27 protein-coding genes, 1 tRNA gene and 1 pseudogene are annotated in these 25,540 nt (G+C 65.3%); 11 read left to right on the top strand and 18 right to left on the bottom strand.

Annotated elements, in window-relative coordinates; all coding sequences use genetic code 11:
- Positions 1 to 112: 112 nt before the first annotated feature.
- The 4 genes from A5645_RS03525 to A5645_RS03515 all read left to right on the top strand — a co-directional run bounded on the left by A5645_RS03525 (position 113) and on the right by A5645_RS03515 (position 3,052).
- The gene (locus A5645_RS03525) at positions 113 to 1,654 is read left to right on the top strand and encodes a phospholipase C (protein ID WP_065128490.1); all 1,542 of its coding nucleotides are present in this window, start codon (positions 113 to 115) and stop codon (positions 1,652 to 1,654) included.
- Positions 1,655 to 1,941: 287 nt separating this feature from the next.
- Positions 1,942 to 2,280: a hypothetical protein gene (locus tag A5645_RS28485; RefSeq protein ID WP_231123201.1), complete on the top strand. Its 339-nt coding sequence runs from the start codon at positions 1,942 to 1,944 to the stop codon at positions 2,278 to 2,280.
- Positions 2,281 to 2,409: 129 nt separating this feature from the next.
- The gene (locus tag A5645_RS03520; RefSeq protein WP_065036524.1) at positions 2,410 to 2,706 is read left to right on the top strand and encodes a WXG100 family type VII secretion target; all 297 of its coding nucleotides are present in this window, start codon (positions 2,410 to 2,412) and stop codon (positions 2,704 to 2,706) included.
- Positions 2,707 to 2,767: 61 nt separating this feature from the next.
- On the top strand, positions 2,768 to 3,052 hold the full coding sequence (locus A5645_RS03515) for a WXG100 family type VII secretion target (RefSeq protein WP_036358749.1): 285 nt from the start codon (positions 2,768 to 2,770) through the stop codon (positions 3,050 to 3,052).
- Positions 3,053 to 3,223: 171 nt separating this feature from the next.
- Here A5645_RS03515 and A5645_RS03510 read toward each other — a convergent pair whose 3' ends face one another.
- Positions 3,224 to 5,224 carry a TPM domain-containing protein gene (locus tag A5645_RS03510; RefSeq protein WP_065128489.1) on the bottom strand — a complete coding sequence of 667 codons (2,001 nt, stop codon included), beginning with the start codon at positions 5,222 to 5,224 and terminating at the stop codon, positions 3,224 to 3,226.
- Between the two features lie 100 nt (positions 5,225 to 5,324).
- Here A5645_RS03510 and A5645_RS03505 point away from each other — a divergent pair, with 100 nt between their 5' ends.
- Both A5645_RS03505 and dnaG read left to right on the top strand, forming a co-directional pair.
- Positions 5,325 to 6,623 (top strand): deoxyguanosinetriphosphate triphosphohydrolase, encoded by a 1,299-nt coding sequence (locus A5645_RS03505; RefSeq protein ID WP_065128488.1) that lies wholly within the window; start codon positions 5,325 to 5,327, stop codon positions 6,621 to 6,623.
- Between the two features lie 18 nt (positions 6,624 to 6,641).
- Complete coding sequence (gene dnaG, locus A5645_RS03500) at positions 6,642 to 8,609, top strand: DNA primase (RefSeq protein ID WP_065128487.1); 1,968 nt, start codon at positions 6,642 to 6,644, stop codon at positions 8,607 to 8,609.
- Positions 8,610 to 8,616: 7 nt separating this feature from the next.
- Here dnaG and A5645_RS03495 read toward each other — a convergent pair whose 3' ends face one another.
- Positions 8,617 to 8,901: a hypothetical protein gene (locus A5645_RS03495; RefSeq protein WP_065033872.1), complete on the bottom strand. Its 285-nt coding sequence runs from the start codon at positions 8,899 to 8,901 to the stop codon at positions 8,617 to 8,619.
- A gap of 153 nt (positions 8,902 to 9,054) precedes the next feature.
- Here A5645_RS03495 and A5645_RS03490 point away from each other — a divergent pair.
- The 3 genes from A5645_RS03490 (at position 9,055) to A5645_RS26790 (ending at position 11,479) form a co-directional block, all read left to right on the top strand.
- Positions 9,055 to 9,127, top strand: a tRNA-Asn gene (locus A5645_RS03490).
- A 232-nt stretch (positions 9,128 to 9,359) separates the two neighbouring features.
- A complete protein-coding gene (locus A5645_RS26795) occupies positions 9,360 to 10,550 on the top strand; it encodes an AAA family ATPase (protein WP_155767826.1) in 1,191 nt (396 codons plus the stop codon).
- A 179-nt stretch (positions 10,551 to 10,729) separates the two neighbouring features.
- Entirely contained in the window at positions 10,730 to 11,479 is a 750-nt protein-coding gene (locus A5645_RS26790; protein ID WP_436405462.1) for a hypothetical protein, read from the top strand.
- 107 nt (positions 11,480 to 11,586) lie between these two features.
- On the opposite strand, the gene A5645_RS03480 is transcribed toward A5645_RS26790, so the two are convergent.
- The 8 genes from A5645_RS03480 to A5645_RS03445 all read right to left on the bottom strand — a co-directional run bounded on the left by A5645_RS03480 (position 11,587) and on the right by A5645_RS03445 (position 16,572).
- Positions 11,587 to 13,107 (bottom strand): hypothetical protein, encoded by a 1,521-nt coding sequence (locus A5645_RS03480; protein ID WP_065128485.1) that lies wholly within the window; start codon positions 13,105 to 13,107, stop codon positions 11,587 to 11,589.
- Entirely contained in the window at positions 13,104 to 13,364 is a 261-nt protein-coding gene (locus tag A5645_RS03475; protein WP_065128484.1) for a hypothetical protein, read from the bottom strand. The genes A5645_RS03480 and A5645_RS03475 overlap by 4 nt, the downstream gene beginning before the upstream one ends.
- An 84-nt stretch (positions 13,365 to 13,448) precedes the next feature.
- Positions 13,449 to 14,000, bottom strand: coding sequence for a hypothetical protein (locus tag A5645_RS03470; protein WP_065128483.1), 552 nt, complete (start codon positions 13,998 to 14,000; stop codon positions 13,449 to 13,451).
- Between the two features lie 20 nt (positions 14,001 to 14,020).
- Positions 14,021 to 14,326: a hypothetical protein gene (locus A5645_RS03465; protein WP_065128482.1), complete on the bottom strand. Its 306-nt coding sequence runs from the start codon at positions 14,324 to 14,326 to the stop codon at positions 14,021 to 14,023.
- The gene (locus tag A5645_RS03460) at positions 14,323 to 15,114 is read right to left on the bottom strand and encodes a hypothetical protein (protein WP_065128481.1); all 792 of its coding nucleotides are present in this window, start codon (positions 15,112 to 15,114) and stop codon (positions 14,323 to 14,325) included. The genes A5645_RS03465 and A5645_RS03460 overlap by 4 nt, the downstream gene beginning before the upstream one ends.
- The gene (locus A5645_RS03455; RefSeq protein WP_065128480.1) at positions 15,111 to 15,779 is read right to left on the bottom strand and encodes a hypothetical protein; all 669 of its coding nucleotides are present in this window, start codon (positions 15,777 to 15,779) and stop codon (positions 15,111 to 15,113) included. Before A5645_RS03455 ends, A5645_RS03460 begins: the two co-directional genes overlap by 4 nt.
- Positions 15,776 to 16,024, bottom strand: coding sequence for a hypothetical protein (locus tag A5645_RS03450; protein WP_065128493.1), 249 nt, complete (start codon positions 16,022 to 16,024; stop codon positions 15,776 to 15,778). Before A5645_RS03450 ends, A5645_RS03455 begins: the two co-directional genes overlap by 4 nt.
- 116 nt (positions 16,025 to 16,140) lie before the next feature.
- Positions 16,141 to 16,572 (bottom strand): very short patch repair endonuclease, encoded by a 432-nt coding sequence (locus A5645_RS03445; RefSeq protein ID WP_253866841.1) that lies wholly within the window; start codon positions 16,570 to 16,572, stop codon positions 16,141 to 16,143.
- Positions 16,573 to 16,680: 108 nt separating this feature from the next.
- Between A5645_RS03445 and A5645_RS03440 the strand changes: the two genes are divergently transcribed.
- Positions 16,681 to 17,907, top strand: a complete 1,227-nt coding sequence (locus tag A5645_RS03440; RefSeq protein ID WP_065128479.1) for a DNA cytosine methyltransferase — start codon at positions 16,681 to 16,683, stop codon at positions 17,905 to 17,907.
- A complete protein-coding gene (locus A5645_RS03435; RefSeq protein WP_065128478.1) occupies positions 17,904 to 18,512 on the top strand; it encodes an Eco29kI family restriction endonuclease in 609 nt (202 codons plus the stop codon). The genes A5645_RS03440 and A5645_RS03435 overlap by 4 nt, the downstream gene beginning before the upstream one ends.
- Before the next feature lie 288 nt (positions 18,513 to 18,800).
- On the opposite strand, the gene A5645_RS03430 is transcribed toward A5645_RS03435, so the two are convergent.
- The 8 genes and pseudogenes from A5645_RS03430 to A5645_RS03400 all read right to left on the bottom strand — a co-directional run bounded on the left by A5645_RS03430 (position 18,801) and on the right by A5645_RS03400 (position 25,280).
- Positions 18,801 to 19,238, bottom strand: a complete 438-nt coding sequence (locus A5645_RS03430; protein WP_065128477.1) for a hypothetical protein — start codon at positions 19,236 to 19,238, stop codon at positions 18,801 to 18,803.
- Positions 19,235 to 19,471, bottom strand: coding sequence for a hypothetical protein (locus A5645_RS03425; RefSeq protein WP_065128476.1), 237 nt, complete (start codon positions 19,469 to 19,471; stop codon positions 19,235 to 19,237). Before A5645_RS03425 ends, A5645_RS03430 begins: the two co-directional genes overlap by 4 nt.
- A gap of 269 nt (positions 19,472 to 19,740) precedes the next feature.
- Positions 19,741 to 20,292, bottom strand: a pseudogene (locus A5645_RS03420) (recombinase family protein); the annotation flags it as partial.
- Between the two features lie 134 nt (positions 20,293 to 20,426).
- Positions 20,427 to 20,918, bottom strand: a complete 492-nt coding sequence (locus A5645_RS03415; protein ID WP_065128475.1) for a hypothetical protein — start codon at positions 20,916 to 20,918, stop codon at positions 20,427 to 20,429.
- The gene (locus tag A5645_RS03410; protein ID WP_065128474.1) at positions 20,915 to 21,406 is read right to left on the bottom strand and encodes a hypothetical protein; all 492 of its coding nucleotides are present in this window, start codon (positions 21,404 to 21,406) and stop codon (positions 20,915 to 20,917) included. The genes A5645_RS03415 and A5645_RS03410 overlap by 4 nt, the downstream gene beginning before the upstream one ends.
- A gap of 426 nt (positions 21,407 to 21,832) precedes the next feature.
- On the bottom strand, positions 21,833 to 23,542 hold the full coding sequence (locus tag A5645_RS03405; protein ID WP_065128473.1) for an AAA family ATPase: 1,710 nt from the start codon (positions 23,540 to 23,542) through the stop codon (positions 21,833 to 21,835).
- Between the two features lie 133 nt (positions 23,543 to 23,675).
- Positions 23,676 to 23,909 (bottom strand): excisionase family DNA-binding protein, encoded by a 234-nt coding sequence (locus A5645_RS26785; RefSeq protein WP_253866840.1) that lies wholly within the window; start codon positions 23,907 to 23,909, stop codon positions 23,676 to 23,678.
- 162 nt (positions 23,910 to 24,071) lie between these two features.
- On the bottom strand, positions 24,072 to 25,280 hold the full coding sequence (locus tag A5645_RS03400) for a tyrosine-type recombinase/integrase (protein WP_253866839.1): 1,209 nt from the start codon (positions 25,278 to 25,280) through the stop codon (positions 24,072 to 24,074).
- Positions 25,281 to 25,540 lie beyond the last annotated feature (260 nt).

Here is a 25,540-nt window from a genome sequence, read left to right as displayed (position 1 = left end):
GACACGCCGGTTCGCGTATCGGTACCCAATGGAACCGCAGCTATACCGTGAGCGCGAACGGCGCAAAAATGCCCAGGGAGGGCGCGTGGGAAGCGAACATCCTGTCGACGGAATGACCCGTCGGCAATTTTTGGCGAAAGCAGCCGCAGCTTCCACCGCCGGCGCGTTCCTGGATTTGGCCGGACCCATTATCGAAAAGGCCTATGGCGCCGGTCCCTGTAGCGGCCATTTGACCGACATCGAACACATTGTGTTGTTGATGCAGGAGAACCGGTCTTTCGACCACTACTTCGGGACGTTGTCCGGTACCCGCGGTTTTCAGGACCCGAACGCGCTGCCCGGCGTCTTCGCGCAAAAAGGGTGGAACCCGGCGACGCAAGCCAACGACGCCGCCGGAACTACGCTGCCGTTCCGCTTCGACACGACGCGCGGCCCGCTGGTGGCCGGCGAATGCGTCAATGACCCGGACCACAGCTGGACCGGCATGCATCAGGCCTGGAACGGCGGCGCCAACGACGGCTGGTTGCCGGCTCAAGCGGCGCACAGCACGCTGCAGAGGAACACGCCGGTCACGATGGGCTACTACACCCGTGCCGACATTCCCATTCACCACCTGCTGGCCGATACCTTCACGATCTGCGACGGGTACCACAGTTCCCTGCTCGGCGGCACCACGCCCAACCGGTTGTACTGGATGAGCGCCTGGATCGACCCGGACGGCACCCACGGCGGGCCGGTCCTGGTGGAGCCGAACATTCAGCCGTTGCAGCACTACAGCTGGGCCACCATGCCCGACCAGCTCGAGGCCGCGGCCATCAGTTGGAAGATTTACCAAAACAAGCTGCTGGGGCCGCTGAACAATACGGTCGTCGGTTACAACGGGCTGATCAACGACTTCAAGCAGGCGGCGGACCCGCGGTCGAACCTGGCCCGGTTCGGGATCGCCCCGAGCTACCCGTTCGACTTTGCCGCTGATGTCAGGAACAACAGGCTGCCCCAGGTCTCGTGGCTGCTGCCCGGTTTCCTGCTTTCGGAGCATCCCGCATTCCCGGTCTCGATCGGGGCGGTGGGCATCGTCGACGCGATACGGATCCTGCTGTCGAACCCGGCGGTGTGGGAGAAGACGGCATTGATCGTCAACTACGACGAGAACGGCGGCTTCTTCGACCACGTCGTTCCGCCCACGGCACCGCCGGGCACACCCGGCGAGTACGTCACAGTCGCCGACATCAACTCGGTGGACGGCTCCGGTGGCATCCGCGGCCCGATAGGCCTGGGGTTCCGGGTGCCGTGTTTTGTCATCTCGCCGTACAGTCGCGGGCCTCTGATGGTCCACGACACTTTCGACCACACCTCGACGCTTAAGTTGATCAGCAAACGCTTCAACGTCCCGGTGCCCAACCTCAGCGCGTGGCGCAACAGCGTCGTCGGCGACATGACGTCGACCTTCAATTTCGCCGTCCCGCCGAACCCGTCGAAACCGAACCTGGACCATCCGCGCTTGGCGGCGCTGCCGAAACTGCCGCAGTGCATCCCGAACGCCGTACTGGGAACCACCACGAAGACGTCCATTCCCTACCGGGTGCCTTTTCCGCAGTCCATGCCAACCCAAGAGACGCAACCCACGCGCGGCATTCCCAGTGGCCTGTGCTGACCGGCGGCTGCTAACCGCGCGTGGTAGCGGAAGCCGCTGCCGGTCAACTCCTTTCGGGCCACCCCGGGAGAGCCGGGGGTGGGGCGGCCGCATTGGGCTCAGGCAGATGCGAACCGGTCGACGGGGCGCCACCTGAGGCAATCGCCTCAAAGGAGGGTGATCCTGGAAGGGAAATTCGCAAAATAGGCGACTTTGAGCCGTCGTTTGTCTTAGGATTCAAAGGCTCGGTGGTGTGGTACTCGCCATTGAGTGATGATGTATTGAGATCGGCCCTGAAAGGAGACAACGTGCTATTGCCTCTTGGTCCGCCCTTACCGCCCGACTCAGTCGCGGCGAAGCGGGGTGAGTCGGGCATGCTTGGCGGGTTGTCTGTTCCGCTCAGCTGGGGTACTGCCGTCCCACCGGACGAGTACGACCACTGGGCTAAGGACTCCGAATCAGGAGCCGAGGAAGTCGTCGCCGTGCCGGGTGCGTTAGACCCGGAGCCAGTCGAAACGGTTGCCACAGGCACGGATGAATGGGGCGAATGGGCGGAATGGAGTGAGTGGGAGGCCGAGAACGCCGAACCTCAGTTCCAGATGCCCCGTCCCAGTAGCGTGGTTCCACATTCTCCGGCGGCCGGTTGATCAAGAGAGGGGGACGACTGTCGTTGCTAACGGGTGATCGTCGGTTCGGTATCCCTCCAACCGGCAGTCACAACAGTCAAACTGCCTGAACAAAACAGGCAACTAGGTCGAAACAAGGAGACAGCCAAAATGGCAACACGTTTTATGACAGACCCGCACGCGATGCGGGACATGGCGGGCCGCTTCGAAGTGCACGCCCAGACCGTCGAAGATGAGGCTCGTCGCATGTGGGCGTCCTCGCAGAACATCGCCGGTGCGGGCTGGAGCGGTATGGCCCAGGCCACCTCGCTGGACACCATGGGACAGATGAACCAGGCGTTCCGCAACATTGTGAACATGTTGCATGGGGTTCGTGACGGACTGATCCGTGACGCGAACAACTACGAGCAGCAAGAGCAGGCTTCGCAGCAGATCCTGTCCAGCTAACTCGTCCGCGGCGAAAGCCGCTGTATCCCATAAACATTCACAAACAAGGAGCACAGGTTCAATGACCATTAATTACCAGTTCGGTGACGTCGACGCGCACGGCGCGCTCATCCGCGCCCAGGCCGCCAACTTGGAGGCCGAGCACCAGGCCATCGTTCGCGATGTGCTGGCTGCCGGTGACTTCTGGGGCGGCGCCGGTTCGGTGGCTTGCCAGGAGTTCATCGCCCAGTTGGGCCGCAACTTCCAGGTGATCTACGAGCAGGCCAACCAGCACGGCCAGAAGGTCCAGAGCGCCGGCAACAACATGGCGCAGACGGACAGCGCCGTCGGGTCCAGCTGGGCCTGATAAAAACGGATCGCGGCAGCGCACCGCTCGGCTAGCGGTGGTGCGCGAGTCCGCACCGATTGACTGCGCACGTCCTGCGCGTGGGAGTTCACGCTCCCGTGCGCAGGCGTGCGCAGTCCCATTTCTGGGGTATCTCTGGATCAAGCGGGCGCGGCCCAGACCTGGCCGAATCTAGAAGCGGCCGCCGCCGCCCATCCAACCCCCGCCGGACGAGCCCCCCGAGGAACCGGACCCGCCGAAGGAGGTCGGGCTCCATCCGCCGAAGCCGCCTCGCATCCCCCCGCTGAGCAGATCGCCGATGATGATGCCGCCCAGGATCGCGCCGGTGTTGCTGTTCGTGCGGCTGGTGTAGGCGCGCTGCGCCGACTCCACATCGGCGTTGGCCAGGGACTGCGCCTGTGCCGCCAGTGTCGAGGCCCCGTTCGCGTAGGCGATCGCGTCGGCCAGGTTCGTCGGCTTTTTCGCGTGGGCGGCCTCGAGCTGGCGCCTGGCCTCGGCGAGCCGGGTCCGGGCCTCCGGCCCGATGGTGCCGCGACGGGTGTCGATGTACTCCGACACCGCCCGCACTCGCGACTCCGCCGTGAACAGCGCCTGCTCGAAGGACCGGTTGAGCCGTTCGGCGTTGGCGCGCTCCTGAGCGAGCGTGGTCAGCACCCGGTCGAGTTCCGCGTCGGCCTTGGTCAGCTCCGCGAAGCAGCCCAGCGGATCGGCGATGCCCCGCACGCTGCCTGCGCCGCTCACGCTGTCCAGCGCCCGGGCGGCCGCGTCACGCGCGGCGATCAGCTCGCCGGTGTGCGGCGACTTGGCGCCCGGCGCCTGTTGCAGTTGCTCGTTGGCGCGCTTGATGGCCGTCTGGGTGTCGGCGATCAGCGACGGCAGGTTGTCCACGGCGTGCCGGATGTCGCCGGCCGCGCTGTCCACTGCGTCCAGCAGCGAACGCGCCTGCCCGAGCGCGGACTCGGCGGCGCGGACGGCATCCACCAGTCGGCTTTGTTGTCCGCTCACCGCCTGGCCGGCCAGTTCGCGGGCGGTGCTGATATTGCGGTCGGCGAACTCGAGGCGCTCTCTGGCGGTGGCGACGTTGCTCGAGACCGACGTCAGCGCCGTGGTGCCGAACTCGTCGTGCAACTCGACCAGATGCCGCTCGGCGGGTTCTATCCGCGTGGTGAGTTCGACGTACTGCTGGGTGAGCGCATCAAGGCGGGACGGCGCGTTGATCACCAGATCCCGCAGCCGCTCAAACGCCTCGGTCTGCGACTCCAATTCGCGGTCGGCGTTGGCCGCCGACACGATCACCCGGGTCAGCAGCTCGCGGCGCTGCGCCGGCGTCTCGGGGTAGGCGTCGTCGAGCTGATGACGAATGGTGAAGGCTTGCGACAGAGCGGCTTTGGCGTTGTTCAACGCGTCGGTGAAGGGTTTGGTCCGTTCTTCGCCGAACTCCTCGATCGCCAGCGCCAGCTCGTTGGAGCTGGTTCGAACCGCGTTGTCGACCTCCACCACCTTCGTTCGGGACAGGTCGTCGAGGATGTCTAGCGGCACTGCGGCCAGCGCCCGCGCGTCGGCGGGATCAACTTGCCGGGCGGCGGCCACCGCCCCGGCGCGGCGTCGCCGGGCGCGGCGACGCATCACCAGCAGCAGCACCACGACCGCCAGGACGATCGCACCAAGCACTCCCAGCAGCACGTAGGTGCCGGCGGAGCTGGGCGACGCATTCAGTCCCTCGGCGGCGGCGATCGCCGCCCCGCGCCAATCCCCGTTGCGTAGCGCCGGTTCGATCTTGTTGTGCCGCAGATTGTCTACCTGAGTGGCATTGACGTTCTGCACCCCGTTGGGGACCAGGAACGCATAGGCGCGGCCCGACGTGGACACCGCCAGCAGCGCGTCGTGGTTGTCGAGTTCGCTGGCCTGCAGGGTGCGCTGAGCCCAGTTCATCGCGCTCTGCCCGGAGAAGTTGTCGACGTAGACGACCCACAACCGGATGTGCCGGTCGGCGTAGAGCTTGTCGACGGCCGCAGAGACGGCGGCACGATCGGCGTCGGACAGCACTCCGGCGTTGTCGGTGATCTGCCCCGGCAACCGGAACGGCGGCTGCGCGCCGGCGGTCGGCGCGAGCAACAACCCGGCCAGGCCGGCGAAAATCAGGAACACGCCGAGAAGCCGTGCGATGCGCATATCGCCAATTAAACATCCGCCGTCCGACGGGCCCGGACGCGTGACCCTGACCACCGCCGTTGCCGGACTTACTCCGACGTCCCTGGCAGACTGTGGGTCGGTGAGCACCGATCAGCACAACCACTATGACGACCCCTATGACGAGGTGGACCGTCAACGTCGGGTACTCGAAGCGCCGAAGACCGCGGGTCTGCCGGGCACCGAAGGGCAGCATCGGACCGACTTCGCCCGCGACCGGGCGCGGGTGCTGCACAGCGCCGCGCTGCGCCGGCTCGCCGACAAGACTCAGGTCGTCGGCCCGCGCGAAGGCGACACCCCGCGCACCCGGCTGACGCACTCGCTGGAGGTGGCGCAGATCGGGCGAGGGATGGCCATCGGGTTGGGCTGCGACCTTGACCTCGTCGAGCTGGCCGGCCTGGCCCACGACATCGGGCACCCGCCCTACGGGCACAACGGCGAGCGGGCCCTCAACGAGGTCGCCGCCGACCACGGCGGGTTCGAAGGCAATGCGCAGAATTTCCGCATCTTGACCAGCCTGGAACCCAAGGTTCTCGACGCGGACGGCCGCAGCGCCGGATTGAACCTCACCCGCGCTTCGCTGGACGCCGTCACAAAGTATCCATGGCAGTGCGGCGAGGGTCCCGGCAACAGCCGCAAGTTCGGGTTCTACGACGACGACCGCGCCGCCGCGGACTGGCTGCGCGCCGGCGCCCCGCGCGGCCGTCCGTGCCTGGAAGCCCAGGTGATGGACTGGGCCGACGACGTCGCGTACTCGGTACACGACGTCGAGGACGGGGTGGTTTCCGAACGTATCGACCTGCGGGTGCTCGGCGACGAGGACGAGGCGACGGCGCTTGCCAAGCTGGGGGAGAGTGAATTCCCGCGGGTGCACGCTGACGAGTTGATGGAGGCCGCGCGGCGGCTGTCCGCGCTGCCGGTGGTCGCCGCGGTCGGTAAGTACGACGCCACCCTGGCCGCGGCGGTCGCGCTCAAGCGTCTGACCAGCGAGCTGGTCGGTCGATTCGCCACCGCCGCCATCGCCACCACCCGCGCCACTTCCGGGCCCGGACCGGTAGTGCGTTACCAGGGCGAGCTGCAGGTGCCGGATCTGGTGCGCGCGGAGGTCGCGCTGCTGAAAATCCTTGCGCTGCAGTTCATCATGTCCGACCCGCGGCACCTGGCAGCTCAAGCGCGACAACGTGAACGGATTCACCGCGTGGCGCACTGGCTGCAGGCCGGCGCTCCCCAGACTCTGGACCCCATGTTTGCCGCGGCCTTCAACAGCGCCCCGGACGACGGCGCGCGACTGCGTGTCATCGTCGACCAGATCGCCTCCTACACCGAAGGCCGGCTGGAACGGATCGACGTCTCCCAACTCGGGAGCAGTGCGGGCCACTGAACGCCTAGACTGACCCCCGTGTCGAGTCCGGCGGGTTCCAGGGATACGGGCCGTTCCGGCGGCCGGTCCAGGATCTCCGACCGCGACATCGCCGCGATCCGCGAAGGCGCCCGGATCGAGGACGTGGTCGGTGACTATGTCCAACTGCGGCGGGCCGGAGCCGACTCGATGAAGGGGCTGTGCCCGTTCCACAACGAGAAGTCACCCTCGTTCCACGTGCGGCCCAATCACGGGCACTTTCACTGCTTCGGCTGCGGTGAGGGCGGTGACGTCTATGCCTTCATCCAGAAGATCGAACACGTCAGCTTCGTGGAGGCCGTGGAGCTGCTGGCCGACCGGATCGGTCACACGATCACCTACACCGGGGCGGCCACCAGCGTGCAGCGCGACCGCGGCAGCCGCAGCCGGCTGGTCGCCGCCAACGCCGCCGCGGCCGCCTTCTACGCCGAGGCACTGCAGTCCGACGAGGCCGCACCGGCCCGCAAGTACCTGACCGAGCGCAGCTTCGATGCCGAGGCCGCCCGGCGCTTCGGCTGCGGATTCGCGCCGTCCGGCTGGGACACGCTGACAAAGCACCTGCAGCGCAAGGGTTTTGAGTTCAAGGAGCTGGAGGCCGCCGGCCTGTCCCGGCAGGGCCGCCGCGGCCCGATCGACCGGTTTCACCGCCGACTGCTCTGGCCGATTCGGACTTCGGCCGGCGAGGTGATCGGGTTCGGCGCCCGACGGTTGTTCGACGACGACCCGATGGAAGCCAAATACGTCAATACCCCCGAGACGGTGCTCTACAAGAAATCGTCGGTGTTGTTCGGGATCGATTTGGCCAAGCGCGACATCGCCAAGGGACACCAGGCGGTGGTCGTCGAGGGTTACACCGACGTGATGGCCATGCATCTGGCGGGGGTGACCACCGCCGTCGCCTCGTGCGGCACCGCGTTTGGCGACGACCACCTCGCCATGCTGCGCAGGCTGATGATGGACGACAGTTTCTTCCGCGGCGAACTGATCTACGTTTTCGACGGCGACCAGGCCGGGCAGGCCGCCGCGCTCAAGGCATTCGAGGGCGAACAGAACTTGGCGGGGCAGTCCTTCGTCGCGGTCGCGCCCGACGGCATGGACCCCTGTGACCTACGCCTGAAGTCCGGCGACGGCGCCCTGCGCGATCTGGTGGCACGCCGAACCCCGTTGTTCGAGTTCGCAATTCGCGCCGCGCTCGCCGAAATCGACCTGGACAGCGCCGAAGGCCGAGTGGCCGCGCTACGCCGCTGTGTACCGATGGTGAGCCAGATCAAGGACCCCACGCTGCGTGACGAATACGCCCGACAACTGGCCGGCTGGGTGGGTTGGGACGATGTCGCGCAACTGATCGACCGGGTGCGCGGCAACGCCAAAAAGCCGAAGAGCCCCGGCGGCAACGTGAAAGCGCCGCGACGGGGTGCGCAGGAAGCCGCTCAGGAGCCCGCTGACGCGGCGGGCGGGGTGCTGGCGGGCGCGCGTCCCGATCCGCGCGACCCGACGCTGTGGCCACAGCGTGAGGCACTCAAGTCGGCGTTGCAGTTTCCCGCCCTCGCGGGCCCGGTATTCGACACGCTGACCGTCGAGAGCTTCACCCACGCCGGTTATGCCGCCGTGCGGGCGGCCATCGAGGCGGCCGGGGGAACCTCGATCGGCGTCAGCGGCGCGCAGTGGCTGGACCTGGTGCGCCAGCAGACCAACTCGGCGCTCACCGCCGGTTTGATCACCGAGCTCGGGGTGGAGGCGATCCGGGCCGAGGACGAGCAGTTGCCCCGCTACATCTCCGGGGTGCTGGCCCGCCTGCAGGAGGTGTGGATGGGTCGGCAGATCGCTGAGGTGAAGTCCAAGCTGCAGCGCATGTCGCCGATCGAACAGGGCGACGAGTACCACGCGCTGTTTGGCGACCTGGTGGCGATGGAGGCCTACCGGCGCAGCCTGCTGCAGCAGGCCAGCGGCGATGACCTGACCGCCTGAGCTGCGCTCACCGGGCGGCGTTCACCCGCGGCTCGACCTCGGGTTCGAGGTTCAGCCGCTCGACCTCGCGATCCACCACGCTGGTCTGGCTGTCGATCTCGGTCAGGGTCACGAAACCGGTGTCGGGCGAGATCCGGTTCGCGATCTTGCGGCGGCCGCCTTCGATCAGCGATCTGGCCACGGGACTTCCGGTGATCGCGCGATAGGTGCCGGCGATCTGCTCGTACCGGCGGCGCCCGGCCTTCGTGCCCAGCACATAACCCACGCCCAAGACGGCGACATACCCGATCAAAGCGGTCCCTCCGAGAAGAATTGCGACTGGCTCTATCCTGCCTCATTCGCGGGCGATTGGCCGCGCCAGCTCCGGCCGGGGCTGATTGGGTCCAGCCAAGCCAGTACGCTAGAGTCGTCCCGCGATCAGCACCAGCGTTCGCTGGACTGATAGTCCCCTGTAGCTCAACTGGCAGAGCATTCGGCTGTTAACCGAAGGGTTGAAGGTTCGAGTCCTTCCGGGGGAGCCTGGTCAGCTGTGTAAACGTATGGTGGCGGGCAATAAGTGGGCCATACAAGCATGTGCGACAGACGTCGGCTCACCGGTAGTTAGGGCCGTGGCCCTGCCTAGCGAGATAACTAGTTCCTCTTCCGAACCAACAAATCCGCAGCGCCATACGGATTTGTGCGATTCCGCAATCGCAAGGCACTCCTCCCAAAGCCGGCCACACGTAAGCGGTCACGTGCCAAGATCACTACGTGGGATACATCAGAGGCTTCGCAATCGTTGGGTTGGCAGGTAACGCCACAAGGATTCAATACGATTTAGATCGGCATCTTAATATTTTTTGGGGACTGAATGGCTGCGGGAAGACATCACTTCTTAAAATCCTCCATTCTGCCTTGATTGATAACTCGCGTCTTCTCGCAAAGGTGCCTTTCACGGAAGCAACTGTTGATTTTTCAATTGACGGCAGCAGTGCAATATTTCGACGAACAATCGAAAAGAAAAATATAAGCAACGAAGATCAACTTATTTTCCAACGACTCTATGGTGACAGCGGTGATCGTGAACTCGAATGGTTGAGGCAAATGGAAACCAACACTGGCTGGAAAACTACCCGTATAGGTGCCCGAAGAACGGTGTCGCGCAAGAATTTTCCCAGCAGAGTGCAGCATGGCTATCTACCAATTTCCCGGGTAGTTGACCTTCCGAACGAGCAGCGACGACATCCTTCCCAAGCGTCGCCAATCGACGATGATTACCTCGATATCCTTTTTGCTAGACAGTTGCGGTTAAGATGGCAAGTTTACAAATCAAATGCGCTTGATAAAATCCAACTCCTACAACAGCGAGGCATCGGAGAGATACTCAGCATTTTATTTGGCGATATACGAGCTACTCAACGGCGATCCCCCGGGACCAAATTGGCAGCGGACGATGCCTTTGACTTAGTCGTCAGGTTTTTGCGAAATCAAAAAATAAACATCCGTTTCGACAAACAGTCATTTGAGGCGCAGTATGATCACGATCCGAAGATCCGCCAGGTAATCGCTCGCATCGAAGAGGTCGATGAAGAGCGACAGCTTGCTCTCAGGCCACAGGAAGAGCTAAGGGCTGTAATTGAAGACCTTTACGGCGGAAGTAAAAAACTTCATCTAGACGGCAAGGACGGATTGGGCGTCTATCTATCGAGTAGCGATATGAGAATCCCCATCGAGCAATTGTCGTCCGGTGAGCGCCAGCTGTTGCGCATTCTTTTGGAAACCATGATCGCTGAAACCAGCGCTGTGTTAATTGATGAGCCGGAACTGTCTATGCATGTGGATTGGCAGCGGGAGCTGGTGAAATCGATGCAGCTGGTTAATCCGGAATGTCAGATGATTCTTGCGACTCATTCTCCGGAAGTTATGGCGTTAGTACCAGACGCGAATATTTACGAGCTGTGAGCGCAACGCGGAGGCTTCGATGGTCAACACAGGGGTTTGAACGTCGGGTCATGTTGAGCAGAAAGCGGTTATTTCTGGTCGTCGAAGGGCGTCGAATGGATCGGCCTTTCTATGATTCCTTACTCAGATCGAATGATGAGGCTCGGCAGGGTGGATACGAAATAATATTATGCGAAGAAGTGTGGACTGAGTCTGGTGGGAAGCAATCGGCGGTGCAGATTTTCGATGTCTTGCGTCGACGTGGTCGTTTAAAGCAGAACACAAAGCGAGTGCAACATTGCGTGGCGTTCGCTCTTGACGCCGACTTCGATGGCGTTCTCTCCCGCAAGAAGCACAACCCGCACATTATTTATACCGAGGCGCATGATGTGGAAGCCGAAGTATTCGTTCACGGCGATCTGTCTCGCGCACTGTGTGTATCTCTGTCCCTGACAATGTCGAAGGCCTCAATTCTTGCAAACCAACTGACCAATTTTGTGGAGGATCTTGCGCTGGCGTGGAAAGAATGGATTACGCTTTGCTGTCTTGCGGCTGCTATGCGCTCGCACAGTCCGCTTGTCCGTGCGCATAAGCCTTCAACTATCAATATCGACAAGTACGGTGGCATAGATGTCGCGAAGTTGAACACTGCGACCGCAGATGTACGCGCGAGAAAACACCCTCAAACCCCTGCCACTATCGAACGTTGGGTTCGGAGCCGGGTCGAAGGTATGTATAAGCGTAGTGCGCACCGCACCTTAGTCAGCGGAAAGAGTGTGCCGGCTTACCTACATTGGCGAATTGAACCGCTGCTTGGCGGCGACGTAGTGGATTTAAACAGTTTTCAGCAAACAATTACTCACCTCATGTTAACCACTGTAGATTTTAAAGATGTGTGGGCAAGCTATTATCACGATAAATTTCGCGATCTGCTGACGAATTCGAGCTAGTTCCGGTCCGGCGCTGCCCCATAGGCGCACTCGCGGCTTGTGTTGAACGATGCCGCGCCGATTCTTAGGCGATCAACTGGCGGCGCGCTGCGATGCCGCTTCGCGAACTATCTGTCGATCCGACGGCGCATCCACGCCGGCGGCGGCCCGATCTTGCCCTCGCGGACGCGCCGCTCAATATCCAGTGGTGACACGATTGCCCATTGCTGGCCCATAGAGTGCGCCAGCACGTCATACGCGACAACCGCCGCCGCCACCCGGTCGGGCTGGTGTTGACCGGCTTCCCACGTGACGGCCTGCGCCTCGAAGTCCGGCAAGTATCCAGCGACCCGGCACCGGCCGGTTTCCAGCGCGGCCAGCAGGCCCGTAGAACGGGCCACCGCGTCACCCTTACCCCGGTCGGTACCCTTCGGCGGCCATCCGGTCACCCTGATGGGGCGGTTCAGCCGGTATTTGGGCAGCACTTCGACAACCAACCGGGTGTAGGTGGCCCGCGCGGCGAATGCCTCGACGGCGATTTCGCTGGCCCCGACATCGCGGGCCAGCTCGACGGCACGGCGCGCCCACTGGTCGCTCGTGTAGTGACCCGACACATCAGCGATCAACGCAATGGACCCATCCGTTGCCAGGCTGGCGGCGATGATGCCGGTCTCGTCACCTTCACCGGAGTCGGCCGGGTCGACACCGACGACTATCTTGATCGCTCCCGCTGGCGCTGCCGGCAGCCGCCAGTCATCGAACCACGCCGACTTGATCAACCCGCCTTCCGGCGCGCTGGGAGTGCCCAGATACATCGCGGCCCAAGCACGGGAGCCGACCTCGACCTCTATCGAACGGAACTGTTCAGCGGTGCGGCCGATGGCGCTGGTCATCGCCACGCCGCTGCGCTCACGGTGCAGCGCGTCGGGCACGCCTGCCGTGGAGACCGCCGGGATATTGACGCACCGCCACCGGCTGCCGGCTTCGGCCAGCAACGACCCGGCGATGTCTTCCTCATGCCAGCGCGTCAGGACGACGATGGCGCTGCCGCCAGGCATAAGCCGGGTCATCAGCGAGGCCCTGAACTCAGCGACCAGCCGCCGCCGGTAGGCGTCGCTGTCGGCCTCCTGTGCGCCCTTCACAGGGTCATCCACGACCAGCACGTTGGCACCGAAACCCGTGGTACTGGAAAGGATTCCGCCCGCCAACATGCCACCCCGGTGGCCAGCTACTCGCCAGCGACCGACCGCCTGCTTGTCTGGTGCCAGCTCTACGCCGACGACGCCGGGGTTCTCCGCGATCAGCCGCCGTGCAGCGGCGGAATGTTCTTCGGCGAGGCTGTCGCCGTAGGACTTCATAATGATTTCGCTATCGGGGTCGCGGGACAGCTGCCAGACCGGAAACACCTGGCTCACCAGCACTGACTTCCCGGTACGGGGCGGTGTCGTGACGATGAGCCGCGAGTCTGGTTCGGTCACCGCCCGCACCAGCTCGTCAGACAGCAACTTGATAGTTGGGGTCACTACGTAGCCAGGGATCAGCCGCTGGGCTAGTTCGGCGGGTGATTCGGGCCGCCGCCGCCGGCGGGCAGCTCCGATTGCGCGGGCACCGGTCAGTGCGGCGATGGAATCGCCGGTCAGGGTGGTCATGATGCCTTTCCAGGTTCAAAGCCGGCTTCCGTGGCGGTCCAGAGGTCGCCGCGCTTCCACTGGTGGCCGCATTGGTCGCAGTAGTACTCGCAGATCAGCCGCTTGCCCCCGTGCCAGGTGATGGCATCCGGCTCGGTCTGCGTGGCCCTGCGCGTGCAGCTGTCTGCGTGGTGGCCGGCAGGGTTGCAGTGCGGGCAGTAATCGGGCAGCCAGAAGTCGTGGAACGGATCGACTGCAGGAATGCTGGCAACGGACATGGTGGGCTCCTCGTGGGTGTCGTTGGTGTCATTGGTGTCGTTGTTGTCTCCGCTCAGGCCGCCGAGGCTCGGCCTGAGCGGGAGCTATTGGGCCAATACCGGCTTCCTGGTGGCGAGTGGCGGCACGGCGCGCAACCCGGCCCGCAGATTCGCGAGCTGGGTGCTGCCAGGTCCACCGCCGTCAGTAATGCCCAGCGCCGCGAGCACGTCGGCCTGGTGGACTTCGCCGGCCCGGTGAAGCCGCGTAGCCGTGCGGGCCAGCGCCGGCCAGCACCGCTCCACCAATGGCACGACATCGGCACCGGCATACGTGCCGCCAGCGGCGGTCAACACCCGGCTGTCCTTATGCCCGGTGGTGTCCAACACCGCGTAAAACTCCCGCTGCGTCGGTCGCCGGCCGGCACGCCAGCGCGCCTGTGCCCACGGCCCGGCGTACGCGACCAGCGGATCGGTTCCGTGGGGCCGGTCGGCGAAGGTGGTCAGCCCTTCGAGGCCGGTGACCCGGCTGCGGGCGACCACGGCACTTCGTAGCTCGGCACCGAGGGCGACGCCGACGACACAGTGCGCGGCTTCGTGGATGCACATTTCTAGGTGCTCACGTTCGCCGGCTGTGATGTCAGCCAGTGTCAACGGCATTGTGCTGCTTGTCCTTTCGATTATTGACCGACGCCGGGACGGGGTGCGGTACATAACGCGAGACCACCGCCGTCCCGACGCCGGCCTTCCGCAGTGACCGGAGTCGGGGTGTCGTTGCCGAACAGTCTGCGCAGCGTTTGGGCACGCTCGCGCTGGTCGCGTTCGGCTGCCCTGGCCGCGCCGGCATCGAGGTAGGCCGTCAGGCAGGTCGTGCAGGTGTAACCGTGCACACTGCCCTTCCACCGCCAGCACGGCCCGCCGCAGGATTCGCAGCGCGGTCCGGCGTAATTGTCGGGCCGGGCGTTCGCGATGGTTGCGGTGCTCACGGCGCTACCGTCGCCGCGCCGATGACCGCCTCGTATCCGATGGCCACCGTGCGCTCAGCGACGGCGGCGAAGATGTTGTGTTCCTGGTCAATCGCGGTTCTGAGCTGCGGTTCATTCCGCCAGCCGTAGGGCTGACTGGTGGCCACGATGGTGCTCTGCAGACCAGGGCCATAGCCGCCACCGAAGACCCACGTGTGCCCGAGCGGAGTCGTCAGCTTGGTGCCCGAACGGATCAGCAATTGCGCCTGAGCGGCGTACACCGCGAAATGCGGGCTGGCGTGGATGAATCCGAGCACCCCGACCTCGGCCAGCTGGGCTTCGAGGGTGGCCACCGCCCACTGCAGATCATCCGCCGATGCTGGCGTACCGGCGTCGGTCAGCAGCCGGTTGCTGAATTCATGCTCGACGGCGGTCTGTTCCTGCAGGCGCAGAATCTGAGCGGCGCGGCGCTCGACCTCGGCGCGGCTCGGGGCCGTCAGGTCGCACTCGTCGTAGGCCCACACGGTCATCGGCGCGAACGGGTCCAAGATGCCGGGCCGGTCGCCTTCCTTGCGCTCGGGGTTGTTCAACGGTGGGACCGGGCACCAGTCGGTGCCCCACACACCCGAGGCGTTTTCGCCGCCGAAGTTGGGGCCGCGCACCTCGACGCCGGCCAGGAAGCGGGTCGGGCCGGTCACCTCGGACCACGCTGTGACCTGGTACAACCCTTGCGGTGAGGGGTTGACCGGCGGCGCGTCGAACATCACCGGGAGCAAGCTGCCGTAGGTCTCGACGGGTGGTGCGGTCATTGCAGGACTCCCAGCTCTCGAAGCTCATCGCGGGCGCGGTCGGCCGGCGACAGGGTGCGGTGGTCGGGGCGGTTCATTCGGTACACCCGGTCGCGGTCGAGCCGGCGGGTCAGTGCGAGTGCTGCGCGGTCCACCTCCGACAACGCCGCGAGCAGCCGGTCGGCAACGTTCGGTGTTGCCGCATTGCCCAGCAGCGCGGCCAGGGCGGTGTCGTACGGCTCGGCGAGCGTGACCAGGGTGGCCGGCCAGGTGCCGGAAACCAGCATGTCGGCGGTCACCTCGGGCGCTGCGGGCCGAGGGGTCAGATCGACCAAGGCGGTGATGCTGCGGCCCCGGTCCTCGGTCCCGAGGTGGCGGGTCCGGCGCTCGGCGTCGGCCTGCGCGAGCAACCCGACCACGACGTGCACGGCCTGATGCACGGCGTCGGCCAGCTCGACGACCGCGCGCAGATAGGCGGCCGGATTCGGCGCGTCGGCGACACGCTCGGCCAGCTGCGAGCAGATCGCGGCCACCTCGGCGGTCAGCGACCAGTCAGCCGGCCACGCATAGATCGGCAGCACCTTCCGCCGCCGGTCGCGCAGCTCCGTCTGGGTATAGACCGGCGCGGCCTGCGGACGCTGAGAAGCAAGGAACGCGGGTGTCCTGTTGCGGGCGTTGGGGATCACGCGATCACCGCCTCACGCAACCGGGCCGTCAGGGCGTCGAGGTGGTTGGGCGCGATCTGGCCGGCCTCGGCGTCGATGGCACGGCGTGCGCGCCAGAACGCCAACGCCTGCCGACAGGCGACCACCTCGGGGTCGTCGTTGGCACGACCCCTAGCGAGGTACGCCGCCAGCCGACCGGACCATTGCGCGGGCGTGCGCGCAGCCGGGTCGGCCAGCGTCAGGGCCGGAGCTACCAATGCGGTCATGGAACTCAGCATGACAGGTCGGGGTGCACCGACGCTGCCACGCTGTGACGGTCGGCGTGTCGCGAAACACGCTGCGGCACAACGTATTACCCGTAATAGTCGGGTAACTCAACGGGTCAGGGCCGACCGGGCCGCCGGTCACGAACCGCCGCTGCGACGCGCTCGACGGCTTCGGCGATGTCATCGTGTTCCCAGACGATCACCACTGCCCAGCCGTTCGCTTCCAGCGCCGCGTGCTTCCGGCCGTCACGCTCTACGTTGCCGGCGATCTTGGTAGCCCAGAACTCGGCGTTGCGCTGACTCGGGCGGTGGTGCTGCGGGCATCCATGCCAGAAGCAGCCGCGCACTTCGACCGCAACGCGCGCCTTCGGAAACACCACGTCGACCGTCATCCGAGAGTCAGGAATCGGCCGGGTATTGACCCGGTAGCGCAATCCGACGGCGTGCAGTGCCCGGCGTAGCGCCAACTCGGGGCGGGTGTCGCGCCCTCGGTTGGCGCGCATGATGTTGCGCACGGCGTCGGATGACGCCCATGAGTCCGACGGCACCCGCCGACGCTACCGCCGATAGCTAGCGAGACTGCACGACATAACCCGACAGAACCGCACAAGCGCGCCTCGGACGGTGCCAGCAGCACGCGAGATAGTGTTTCGGCTGTGCGTTCGGTGGAACTGTTCGCGGGGGCGGGCGGGCTGGCCCTCGGCTGCAAACTAGCGGGCTTCGAGACCGTTCGCGTGGTCGAGTGGGACCGATGGGCGTGCGACACGCTTCGGGAGAACGCCGCCGCCGACTATCCGCTGGTGCGCGATTGGCAGGTCGCCGAGGGTGACGTGCGCGGCGTCGACTGGTCCACAATCGGCGAGCCGATTGACCTGGTGGCCGGCGGACCGCCATGCCAACCGTTCTCGATGGGCGGCAAGGCCCGAGCCGCCGACGACCTGCGCGACATGTTCCCCGCCACCGCCGAGGTGATTCGGCAGTTGCGACCGCGAGCGTTCATCGTGGAGAACGTCCGTGGTCTGACGCGGACGGCGTTCGCCAACTACTTCGAGTACATCAAGCTGCGCCTTGAGCACCCCGAGATAGTGAGTCGCGAGCGCGAGACGTGGACCGACCACCTGCACCGGCTCCAACGCGAACACACATCGGCTTCTTTTGAAGAACTCACCTACAAGGTGGTGCCGACGCTGGTCAACGCCGCCGACTACGGAGTGCCGCAACAGCGGTGGCGGGTGTTCTTCGTTGGCTTCCGCAGCGATGTCCCGGCCGAATGGGCGTTTCCCGACGCCGACCACTCGAAGGCGGCACTAGCCCATTCGCAGTGGGTGACAGGCGACTACTGGGACCGTCACCGGGTGGCGCGCAAGCATCGCCCCGACGCCCCGCTATCGCTAATCCGAACCGCCCAACTGCTGGCCGAGCAAAAGCCCGACGCCCGACCGTGGCGCACCGTGCGCGACGCGATCAAGAACTTGCCCGAGCCGACCCGAAACGGCAGCCGCGCACACCTCAACCATGTTCTGCAGTCGGGGGCGCGTTCCTACCCCGGCCATACGGGCAGTGCGATAGACGCGCCGGCGAAAGCGCTCAAGGCCGGGGTTCACGGCGTGCCAGGCGGCGAGAACATGATGCTGCGGCCCGACGGGAGCGTCCGATACTTCACCGTCCGCGAGGCCGCGCGGTTGCAGACCTTCCCCGACCGCTACCAGTTCCACGGCGCGTGGAGTGAAACGATGCGCCAACTAGGCAATGCCGTGCCCGTGCTGCTAGCGCAAAAGGTCGCGGCATCGGTAGCCGAGCACCTGGCCGAGGCCGCTGTGCGCGAGGAATTGGCCCGCCGCAAGACCGTGCGCCAGTCCAAGCGTCGGCGGACGCCCGCGTGAATCAGCCGTTCAACCCGCTCGACATGGATAACCTCGGCAAGAGCATCGCCACCCAACTGCTGGTGAGCGATCCGACGCCGCTCGGCGCGGTTCCGCACTTCCACGGCGCTGGCGTCTACGCCATCTACTACAACGGGCCAATTGCGTGCTACTCGGCACTGCTGACCGCCACAGCGTACGACGCTCAGATTCCGATCTATGTTGGCAAGGCGATACCGGCAGGCGGTCGCAGAGGCATCGCGGTCGAGCACGGCACCCGGTCCCGCGCGCTGTCAAACCGCTTGCGTGAGCATGCCCGCAGCGTGGAGGCGGCGGAAAACCTCGACATCGCTGATTTCACCTGCCGGTGGCTGGTGGTCGAGCCGATCTGGATACCGCTGGGTGAGTCGGTGTTGATTTCGCGTTTTACCCCGGTCTGGAACGGGCTACTCGATGGCTTTGGCAACCACGATCCTGGTGGCGGGCGGCTGGCGGGGGTGCGCTCGCGATGGGACACGTTGCACCCTGGCCGGTCCTGGGCGCCCAAATACCCACCCCGGTCTGAGACCGCCGACAACGTCGCCGCCGACGTGACCGAGTACCTGGCCCAGCGGTATCAGGTCTGACCGTCCGACCGCGCCGCTCGCCGCGCCTGCTCGCGAATACGCCACCGCTCGTTATGCCGCTCGCGGCACTCGGTACATCGGCATCCACTGTCGTAAGCGACCTCGGACCCGTGCTCGCCAAGCACGCGTCCCTCGGCGCGGACCCTGGCGAGGTAGGCGCGGGGCGTCGCGGCGTTAGCCGTGCGGCAACTATCGCAGCGGCAACCGTGATTTCCGTAGCCGTTGGCCGTGCCGTGCCTAGGGTCATCATCGGCTAGCGCCACCTGCTCGCGGCGCTTGTCCGGCACGTCAGCGCTGGAAATGTCCATACCCCTCAATCGCGTAGACGGCGACGCCGCCGACCATACCGACAGCGGGAAACACGAACCGCTCGGTATAAGAATCGTGGACTAGCGCGCCGTCGCCCTCGATTACCGTGCCAGGCCCCATCATCCAGTGTTCGACGTAGTGGCGGAACGCCTCGGCTGTGACAACGGGAACGCTGCCCAGAAAGCCAACCGCGAGGAGCCAGGCATCGGGGTCGCCGGCGATGTCCGACCGGACGCTATCGCCGGTCCATTCGATGCCGTCGATGCCGGTCACTGTTGAGCGTCCCAAGTCAGCACCGCCATCGCGGCGCTGGCGAGTTCCTTGGCCGGCCTGCAGCATGTCGTCCTCGGTGAAGCCACGCCCGTCCCACCGCGCCAGAGCGGTGGACAGCTGTTCGACCAGGTTGGCGGGGATCATCGGTCGGCAACCTTGCGGTCGAGCCGGGTGAAGTGCCAGCGGATACCGGGCCAGCCCCGCTCGGTATGCGCGCCGTGCAGGTTGCTGAGCCGCGCAGCAACCGCTGTGGCGGTGCGCCCCTGGCGACGGGCTAGGGCCTGCACCTCGGGGTGGTTGGCCCCGAGCTTGCCGTGCTCGCGATAAATAGCGTCCAAAGCAGTGACGTGGGGCTCGGTCCAGGACTGGCGGCTCATCGCTCGACCGATCCCGCGCAAGTCGGCTCAGGAGCATCGGGGCGGTCGGCCACCTTGCGGTCCAGCTTGGTCCAGTGCCAGACAACGCCGGGGTACACGCCCGGCTCCTGGTGTGCGTAATCGAGCTGAACCATCCGCATGTATACCGCCGATGGTGAGCGCCCGAGTTGCTCCGCCAGGGCGTCTATATCGGGGTGCGTCTCGGCGATCATCTTCTTTCCGTGCTTCCGGTAGAGGTCGTCTACCGCAGTAATATCGGCCTCTGTCCAGCGGGTGTTGTAAACAGTCGCCCGGCTGACGCCGTACTCACGGGCCAGCGCGGAGGCAGACTCCCCTTCGGCCATGCGGAGGTCCAGCGCCTTGGCCTTCTCGTCGTCCAGTGACGGCACCCGGCCTTTGTAGACGCCCTTGGTCTTGGCGATGGCGATGCCCTCACGCTGACGTTCCAGCAGCAACGCGCGCTCGAATTCGGCCACCGCGCCCATCACCGACAGCATCAGAACGGCGCACGGGTCGGAGGAGTCGCGGGTGAAGGTCAGCCCCTCCTTGACGAAACGCACGGAGACGCCGCGCCCGGTCAGGTCATCAACGGTACGGCGCAGGTCCACCAGCGACCGAGCGAGCCGGTCCATGCTGTGGACCACCAATTCGTCGCCCTCTCGCACGTAGCCGAGGCACTCGGTCAGCGCGGGCCGGTCGGTGTCCTTGCCGCTGGCATGATCTGTGAAAGTCTTGTCGATTTGAAGCCCGTCGAGTTGACGTTCAATATTCTGGTCGGCGGTGCTAACCCGCACGTAACCGACAGTCTGGCCCTTGCTCATGTGCGCTCCCTCGGGTGTCTAAGTGACTTCTAGATTCAACTTAGACGAATGTCTATCAAAGCGCAACCCACCCTACTTAGACGGCATATGCGATGGGCGGAGCTGTCTCACACGGCTCTAGCCCAGATAGACGGCTACCGGCGGCTGCCGCCAGCGTCCCAACCGCGTAACGGGTCGTATCGTTCGGGGCGCGCTGTTTGCGGGCCGTTGTCGAACTTTGTGTCGGCCACCGGCTCCGGCGCGACCTCGGCAGCCGGCTCAGGACCGGCGTCGGCGGCCACCGCTTCGGGTCTGTGCGCCACGCTGGCGAGCTGCACCGGCTCCGGCATGGTCTCGGCAGCCTCGGACGCGGGCGGGGAGTCACCGGCCCGTTGACGTTCGACGGCCAGCCATTCGGACAGCTCATCGGCGGGTATGCCGCTGAGCGCGAGTACTTGACGGGCGACATCACAGTGCAGCGCCCAGGCCGGATCACCTTCGCCGACCACGGTGGCGAACAGCTGCCGCAGCTCGGCCAGGGCCTGATGTTCCAGGTCGGACGGCGCTAGCCGGCCCTCGGCGGCATCCTTGGCAACCGACATCGCCGCCGTTACGACTTCGGCCTGGCTATTGGTGAGGGTGCTCATGGTTCGACTACCTCCGCGTCGAGTATCGGTGCAACGGGCAGCGGTTGCTGCCGTTCGGCGATCAGGGCCAGTAGCTGGCGTTCAGCGTCGGCGATCACGGCCGCAGGGTCGGCGCTGACGGTCACCTCGACCTCGGTGCGCTGTGCGGGGTAGGCACCCGCCAGCTTGGACCGTTCGGCGACGGTGGCCCTGATTTCCTTGGCCATTCCGGTGATGGCGTCGTCGTCGCCGCGCTTGGCCGCCGCCGCCAGCCGGCCGAACAGGACCGACTGCGTGATGCGCAAAGTCTCGTCCGCCTTGGCCCGTGCCTGGCCGGGCGTCTCGGCAGGCGTGCGGTCCATCAGCCGACGCACCGCGTCTTGCGCCGACTGACGACCTCGGTACCCGAGCGCGTTCGCGACCTCGGCCCACGTGCGCCCCACCGCCCGCAGCCGGAACGCTTCCTCGGCGCGTGCCCGGCTGTCTTGCCGGTTCATCGTCGGTGCCATGTCCTGATTGTGTCCTGATGGGGTGCAATCAAGAATGCCGAGTTTTACGGGCAACTCGGTTGCGGCTGTTGCTGATTCGCGTTCCGCCGCCCGCTCGGGTGTGCCTTGGGGTTGGTATCCACCGCCACCGCCCGCCCGCGATGCCACCGCTCCGCAGCCGCCGCTGCCCGGTCCACCGCCGCCGTCGCAGGCGTTACGCAGGGGTGCGCGCGACCTCTCGACCCAACTAGGAGAATACGTTCAATACCAACCTATTTGTGCAGGTCAGAGGGGGTGCGCCTAGTTAGGTCAAGATGTGACCCAACTGGGCTAGCTGGGTCAACGCTTGACCCAAGTAGGAAAGCGGCGGTGACCTGCGACGATACGGCGAGACGGCCTAGTTGGGTCAAAACGGCGCGCACACCCCCGCGAACGGGATGCGGCGGCTCAATCGCCCTGGTCGCCGTCCGCGTCGTCGGCGTCGGTTGGCAGCGACCACAATGTCCGCGATGGCTTTTCCTTGGTGCGCGCGGACTTCCCGCCCAACTCACGGAACGCCCGTTTGACCGTCTCCTCGGACACGTTCAGTTGCGACGCCACCGCCTGCCGCACCTCGTCGGACGGCTTCTGCCCGTCGCCGAGGTACTTGGCCAGCGCGTCCTTGGCGCGTTCGCCGGCCGCGCCGCCGCGCCCGCCCTGCTCCCTAGCCGCGAGCACGGTGTCAAGGTCGGACAGGCTGACGCCGTCCATGACCCACCTGCCAACCTTCTCGGTGCGCCCGTCGATAGTGACGTCCACGCCGATAACCCGTGCCTGGAACGCCGCACGGGCCAGCTCGCCGTCGTTCGACTTCATCAACTGGACCAGCCGCCGGTCGGTGGACAGTTCGTGCGCGATGCCGATGACCGACCTGGATACGTTCTTGAACGCCCCCGACCCGGTGAGGCGGGTGAGGAAGTCGCCCTTGAGCGACTTGTTCAGGTGGTGCAATCCGACGACCGCCGTGCCGCAGTCCTCGGTCAGTTTGAGTAGCGGTGTGAGTACAGGCCGCACCTCGTCCTCGCGGTCGGTGTTGATGCCGTCGCCGAGAAAATCCTTGATGGGGTCGAAGGTCACCAGACCCGGCTCGATGCCGGTCAGCAGCGCGGTGATGGTGTCGAGGTCGTCGCGGATGGAGATGGGCAGCACGATGCCGTCGACGGTCATCTTGGTCGGCAGGTACACCCGGTCGAGGTCCGCACCCGCCGCCTCCAACCGTCGCCGAATCTTCGTCTCCGAATCCTCGCTGGCCATGATGACCACATCGCGCGGCTGGCCTTCGTAGTGGCCTGGTAGCGAACCGTGGGTGACCTGCGCGGCCAGCCACCAGCAGAACGTGGACTTCGCCGCCTGCTCGCGCCCCGCGATGGTAGTCAGTCCGTGCATTGGGATCATCGCCGCCGCGACGCCGTGCTGGTGTGGGTCCAGACCCTCGGTGCTCCACAGCCAATCAGCGTGACGGCGAACCACTTTCGACACTTTGGTGAGCGTGATGGCGGCGGTGGGCTGTGCGGGCCGACGCGCCTCGGTGCGGTCAGCCTCGTTCCAGTTCTCGATGATGCGCACCGAGGCCGCCTGTGACTTCTCGTCGGCGGTCGGAAGCGCGCGCGCATCGGCGTCGGTCGCGCCGAGGTCCAACAACTGGGCGACGGTCAGCGATAGCGCCAATGCTGCCCGCCGTCGCTCGGCACGGCCGACGGTGTTGCGGTCCCGCAGCTTCTTCACCGCCAGCGCGGCGTATTCGCTGCCGCCCTCGGCGACCGATGCCAGCGTGGCAAGCGCGACCTGGCGGCTCGGATCGTAACCAGAAACGATGCCGCGCAATGTGTCCAACGACATCGCTTTGGCGTACAGATCGAGGCCCCTGTGGAGGATGCGCTGGCACGCGCTGTCGGCCTCATCGACGGTCGGACGCCGGTCCTCGGATAGCAGCCCCAAGGTCACCAGGTCGTCCACATTGACATAGAGGGACTTCTGGCCCAGTGCGCGCCGGACGCGCGGCGACAGCTTGTCCTCGCACAGTACCTCGGCGGCGACGCGGGCGGGCACCACCAAGGCGAGGTCGTCGGCCTCGGCGTCGGCGGTGTCGGTGCCGCCGGGGGCGGTATTCTCGGTCATGTCTCCTACTTCGTGGCGATGGGGAGTCGTAAGGTGGTGCCGCACCGGCACATCGCGTCGAGGCGAGACACGCGGCTGGTGCGGCACCACTGCATTGACGGAGTTGCGCGCGATATTGTTTGACGCACGCGCTCTATCTCGACGCTTGAATCTCAACCGGTACAACCGGTTTCATCAACGCATCCAAATCGCTGAATTTGAATAGATACGCGCTGCCCGGCTTGTCGCTTACTCGGTATGCGGGAAGCTCGCCGCTGGCAACCTTGGCGCGCAGGGTGTGCCTGCTCAGGCCGGTGTAGTTTTCAGCAGCTCGAATCTGACCGTATTTCTGACGGACTGATGGGGCAAGTTGGTTGTCGGCGCTCACTCGGTCTCCAATGCGCATAGCGGGTTGGTCTCCCCGTTGCTGCTGAGAATGGAGTGAGGCTGAGAGTGAGGTGTAGGCCGGGGGGCGGTTACCTTGCGTCAGAATACACGCAGAATCGCGCGGCTGTCCACGACTATGTACGCACGGATTATGTTGTGTCGCTTAGTTACCCGACTTTTGCGGGTTACTGCTCACCGGATTGGCCAGTGCCGACAATCGGTCGGCCATCTCATCTTCGCGGCTCTTGGCAACGGCCTGATACCTCATCGCTGCACTGACCGTCGTGTGGCCAAGTCGGGCCTGAATTTCGCGCAGCGTGGCTCCGGTGTAGGCAGCCATCGTGCCGCCGAAGTGCCGCAAATCGTGGAAGTGCAATTCGTCTTTATCGATGGCTGCGCGGGCAGCGAAGAAATGTGGGCGGTAGCGGCCTTCGCTGATGTGCCCGCCGCGCTCGGGGTCGGTGAATAGCAGTGCGGTCTTGGGCTTTCCCACGTGCTCTTGGAGGTGCGCCAGAATCGCTGGCCGGACGTGCGGCGGCACCGTCACCATCCGGTTGGACCCGGCTGTCTTGGTCGGCCCAACAACGATGTTCGACCCATACGCGTTGACTGCCTTATTAATCCTGACCGTAGAGCCATCGGCGGCTACATCGGCGCGCGTTAGGGCGAACACCTCGCCTCGCCGCAGCCCGCACCAACCGGCCAGCAAGACGCTCAGCCGAAGGTACTCAGGCATCTTGTCGGCCAAAATCGCCAGCTCTGCCGGTTCCAGCAGCACCACTGAGCGTTTAGTCTGCTTGACGGCTGTGCCGCCCTTGACGCGGGCGGGGGAGCGGTCGATCAGGCCGTCATCCACTGCGGTGTTGAAAATCGCCGTCAGCACCCCGTAGGCGCGAGCACGTCGCGTCTCCTGGTCGCTGCCCATGTCGGTGAACCAGGCCCGCACGTCCTCGGCCGTGATCGAGGCGAGTGCCCTATCGCCCAGCGCCGGCAGGATGTGCAGCCGGAGCGCCTGTTCGTAGTTGCGGTGTGTACCCGACACCAACGGGCGCTGCGCCAGCCAACGCTCCGCGTATTCGCGCAGAGTCAGCGCCTTGGCTGTTGCCTTATTGGCACGACTCGCGGGCGGCGCCCAGTTATCGTTGTCGATCGATTTCCGCTCAGCATCCAGCCACGCGATACCGGAGTCTTTAGAGGGGAAAGTGGCGGGGGCGTAATGAAGTTGGCCGTGGTGGAGGTAGCTCGCCTGCCAGCGTCCAGAGGCCCGTTTACGGAGTCGCCCGAACGACCGCCGGGTGCGCGGCGCGGTAGTCGTCTTTGGCTTGCGCGTCTGGACCATCTCGGCGCTCTCCTGCGGGCTAGTTCCGGGCAATAAATGGGCTATAAACAACCGGACAGAACCTAACAGAATCTCACATATGCCGGAAGGCTTTATAGCCGCCTAGCAGCCAGTCTAGTGGCTTGCTACCAGATAGGGGCATTGCTCTGGATGGTCGGTCCAGGTGGTTCGAGTCCTTCCGGGGGAGCCTTTCCTGGCGCGAGCAGACGCGAAAGCCCCCCCCCCCCCGGCGGGGGGGGGGGGTTTGCGGGTGTGCGCCGGGGCTACAGCCAGCGGTCGCCCGCCGGCGACAG

The organism is Mycobacterium asiaticum (genome assembly GCF_001673635.1).
Taxonomy (GTDB): Bacteria; Actinomycetota; Actinomycetes; order Mycobacteriales; family Mycobacteriaceae; genus Mycobacterium; species Mycobacterium asiaticum_C.
The sequence above is the reverse complement of the archived record's forward strand: the minus strand, read 5'-3'. Positions and strand labels throughout refer to the sequence as shown.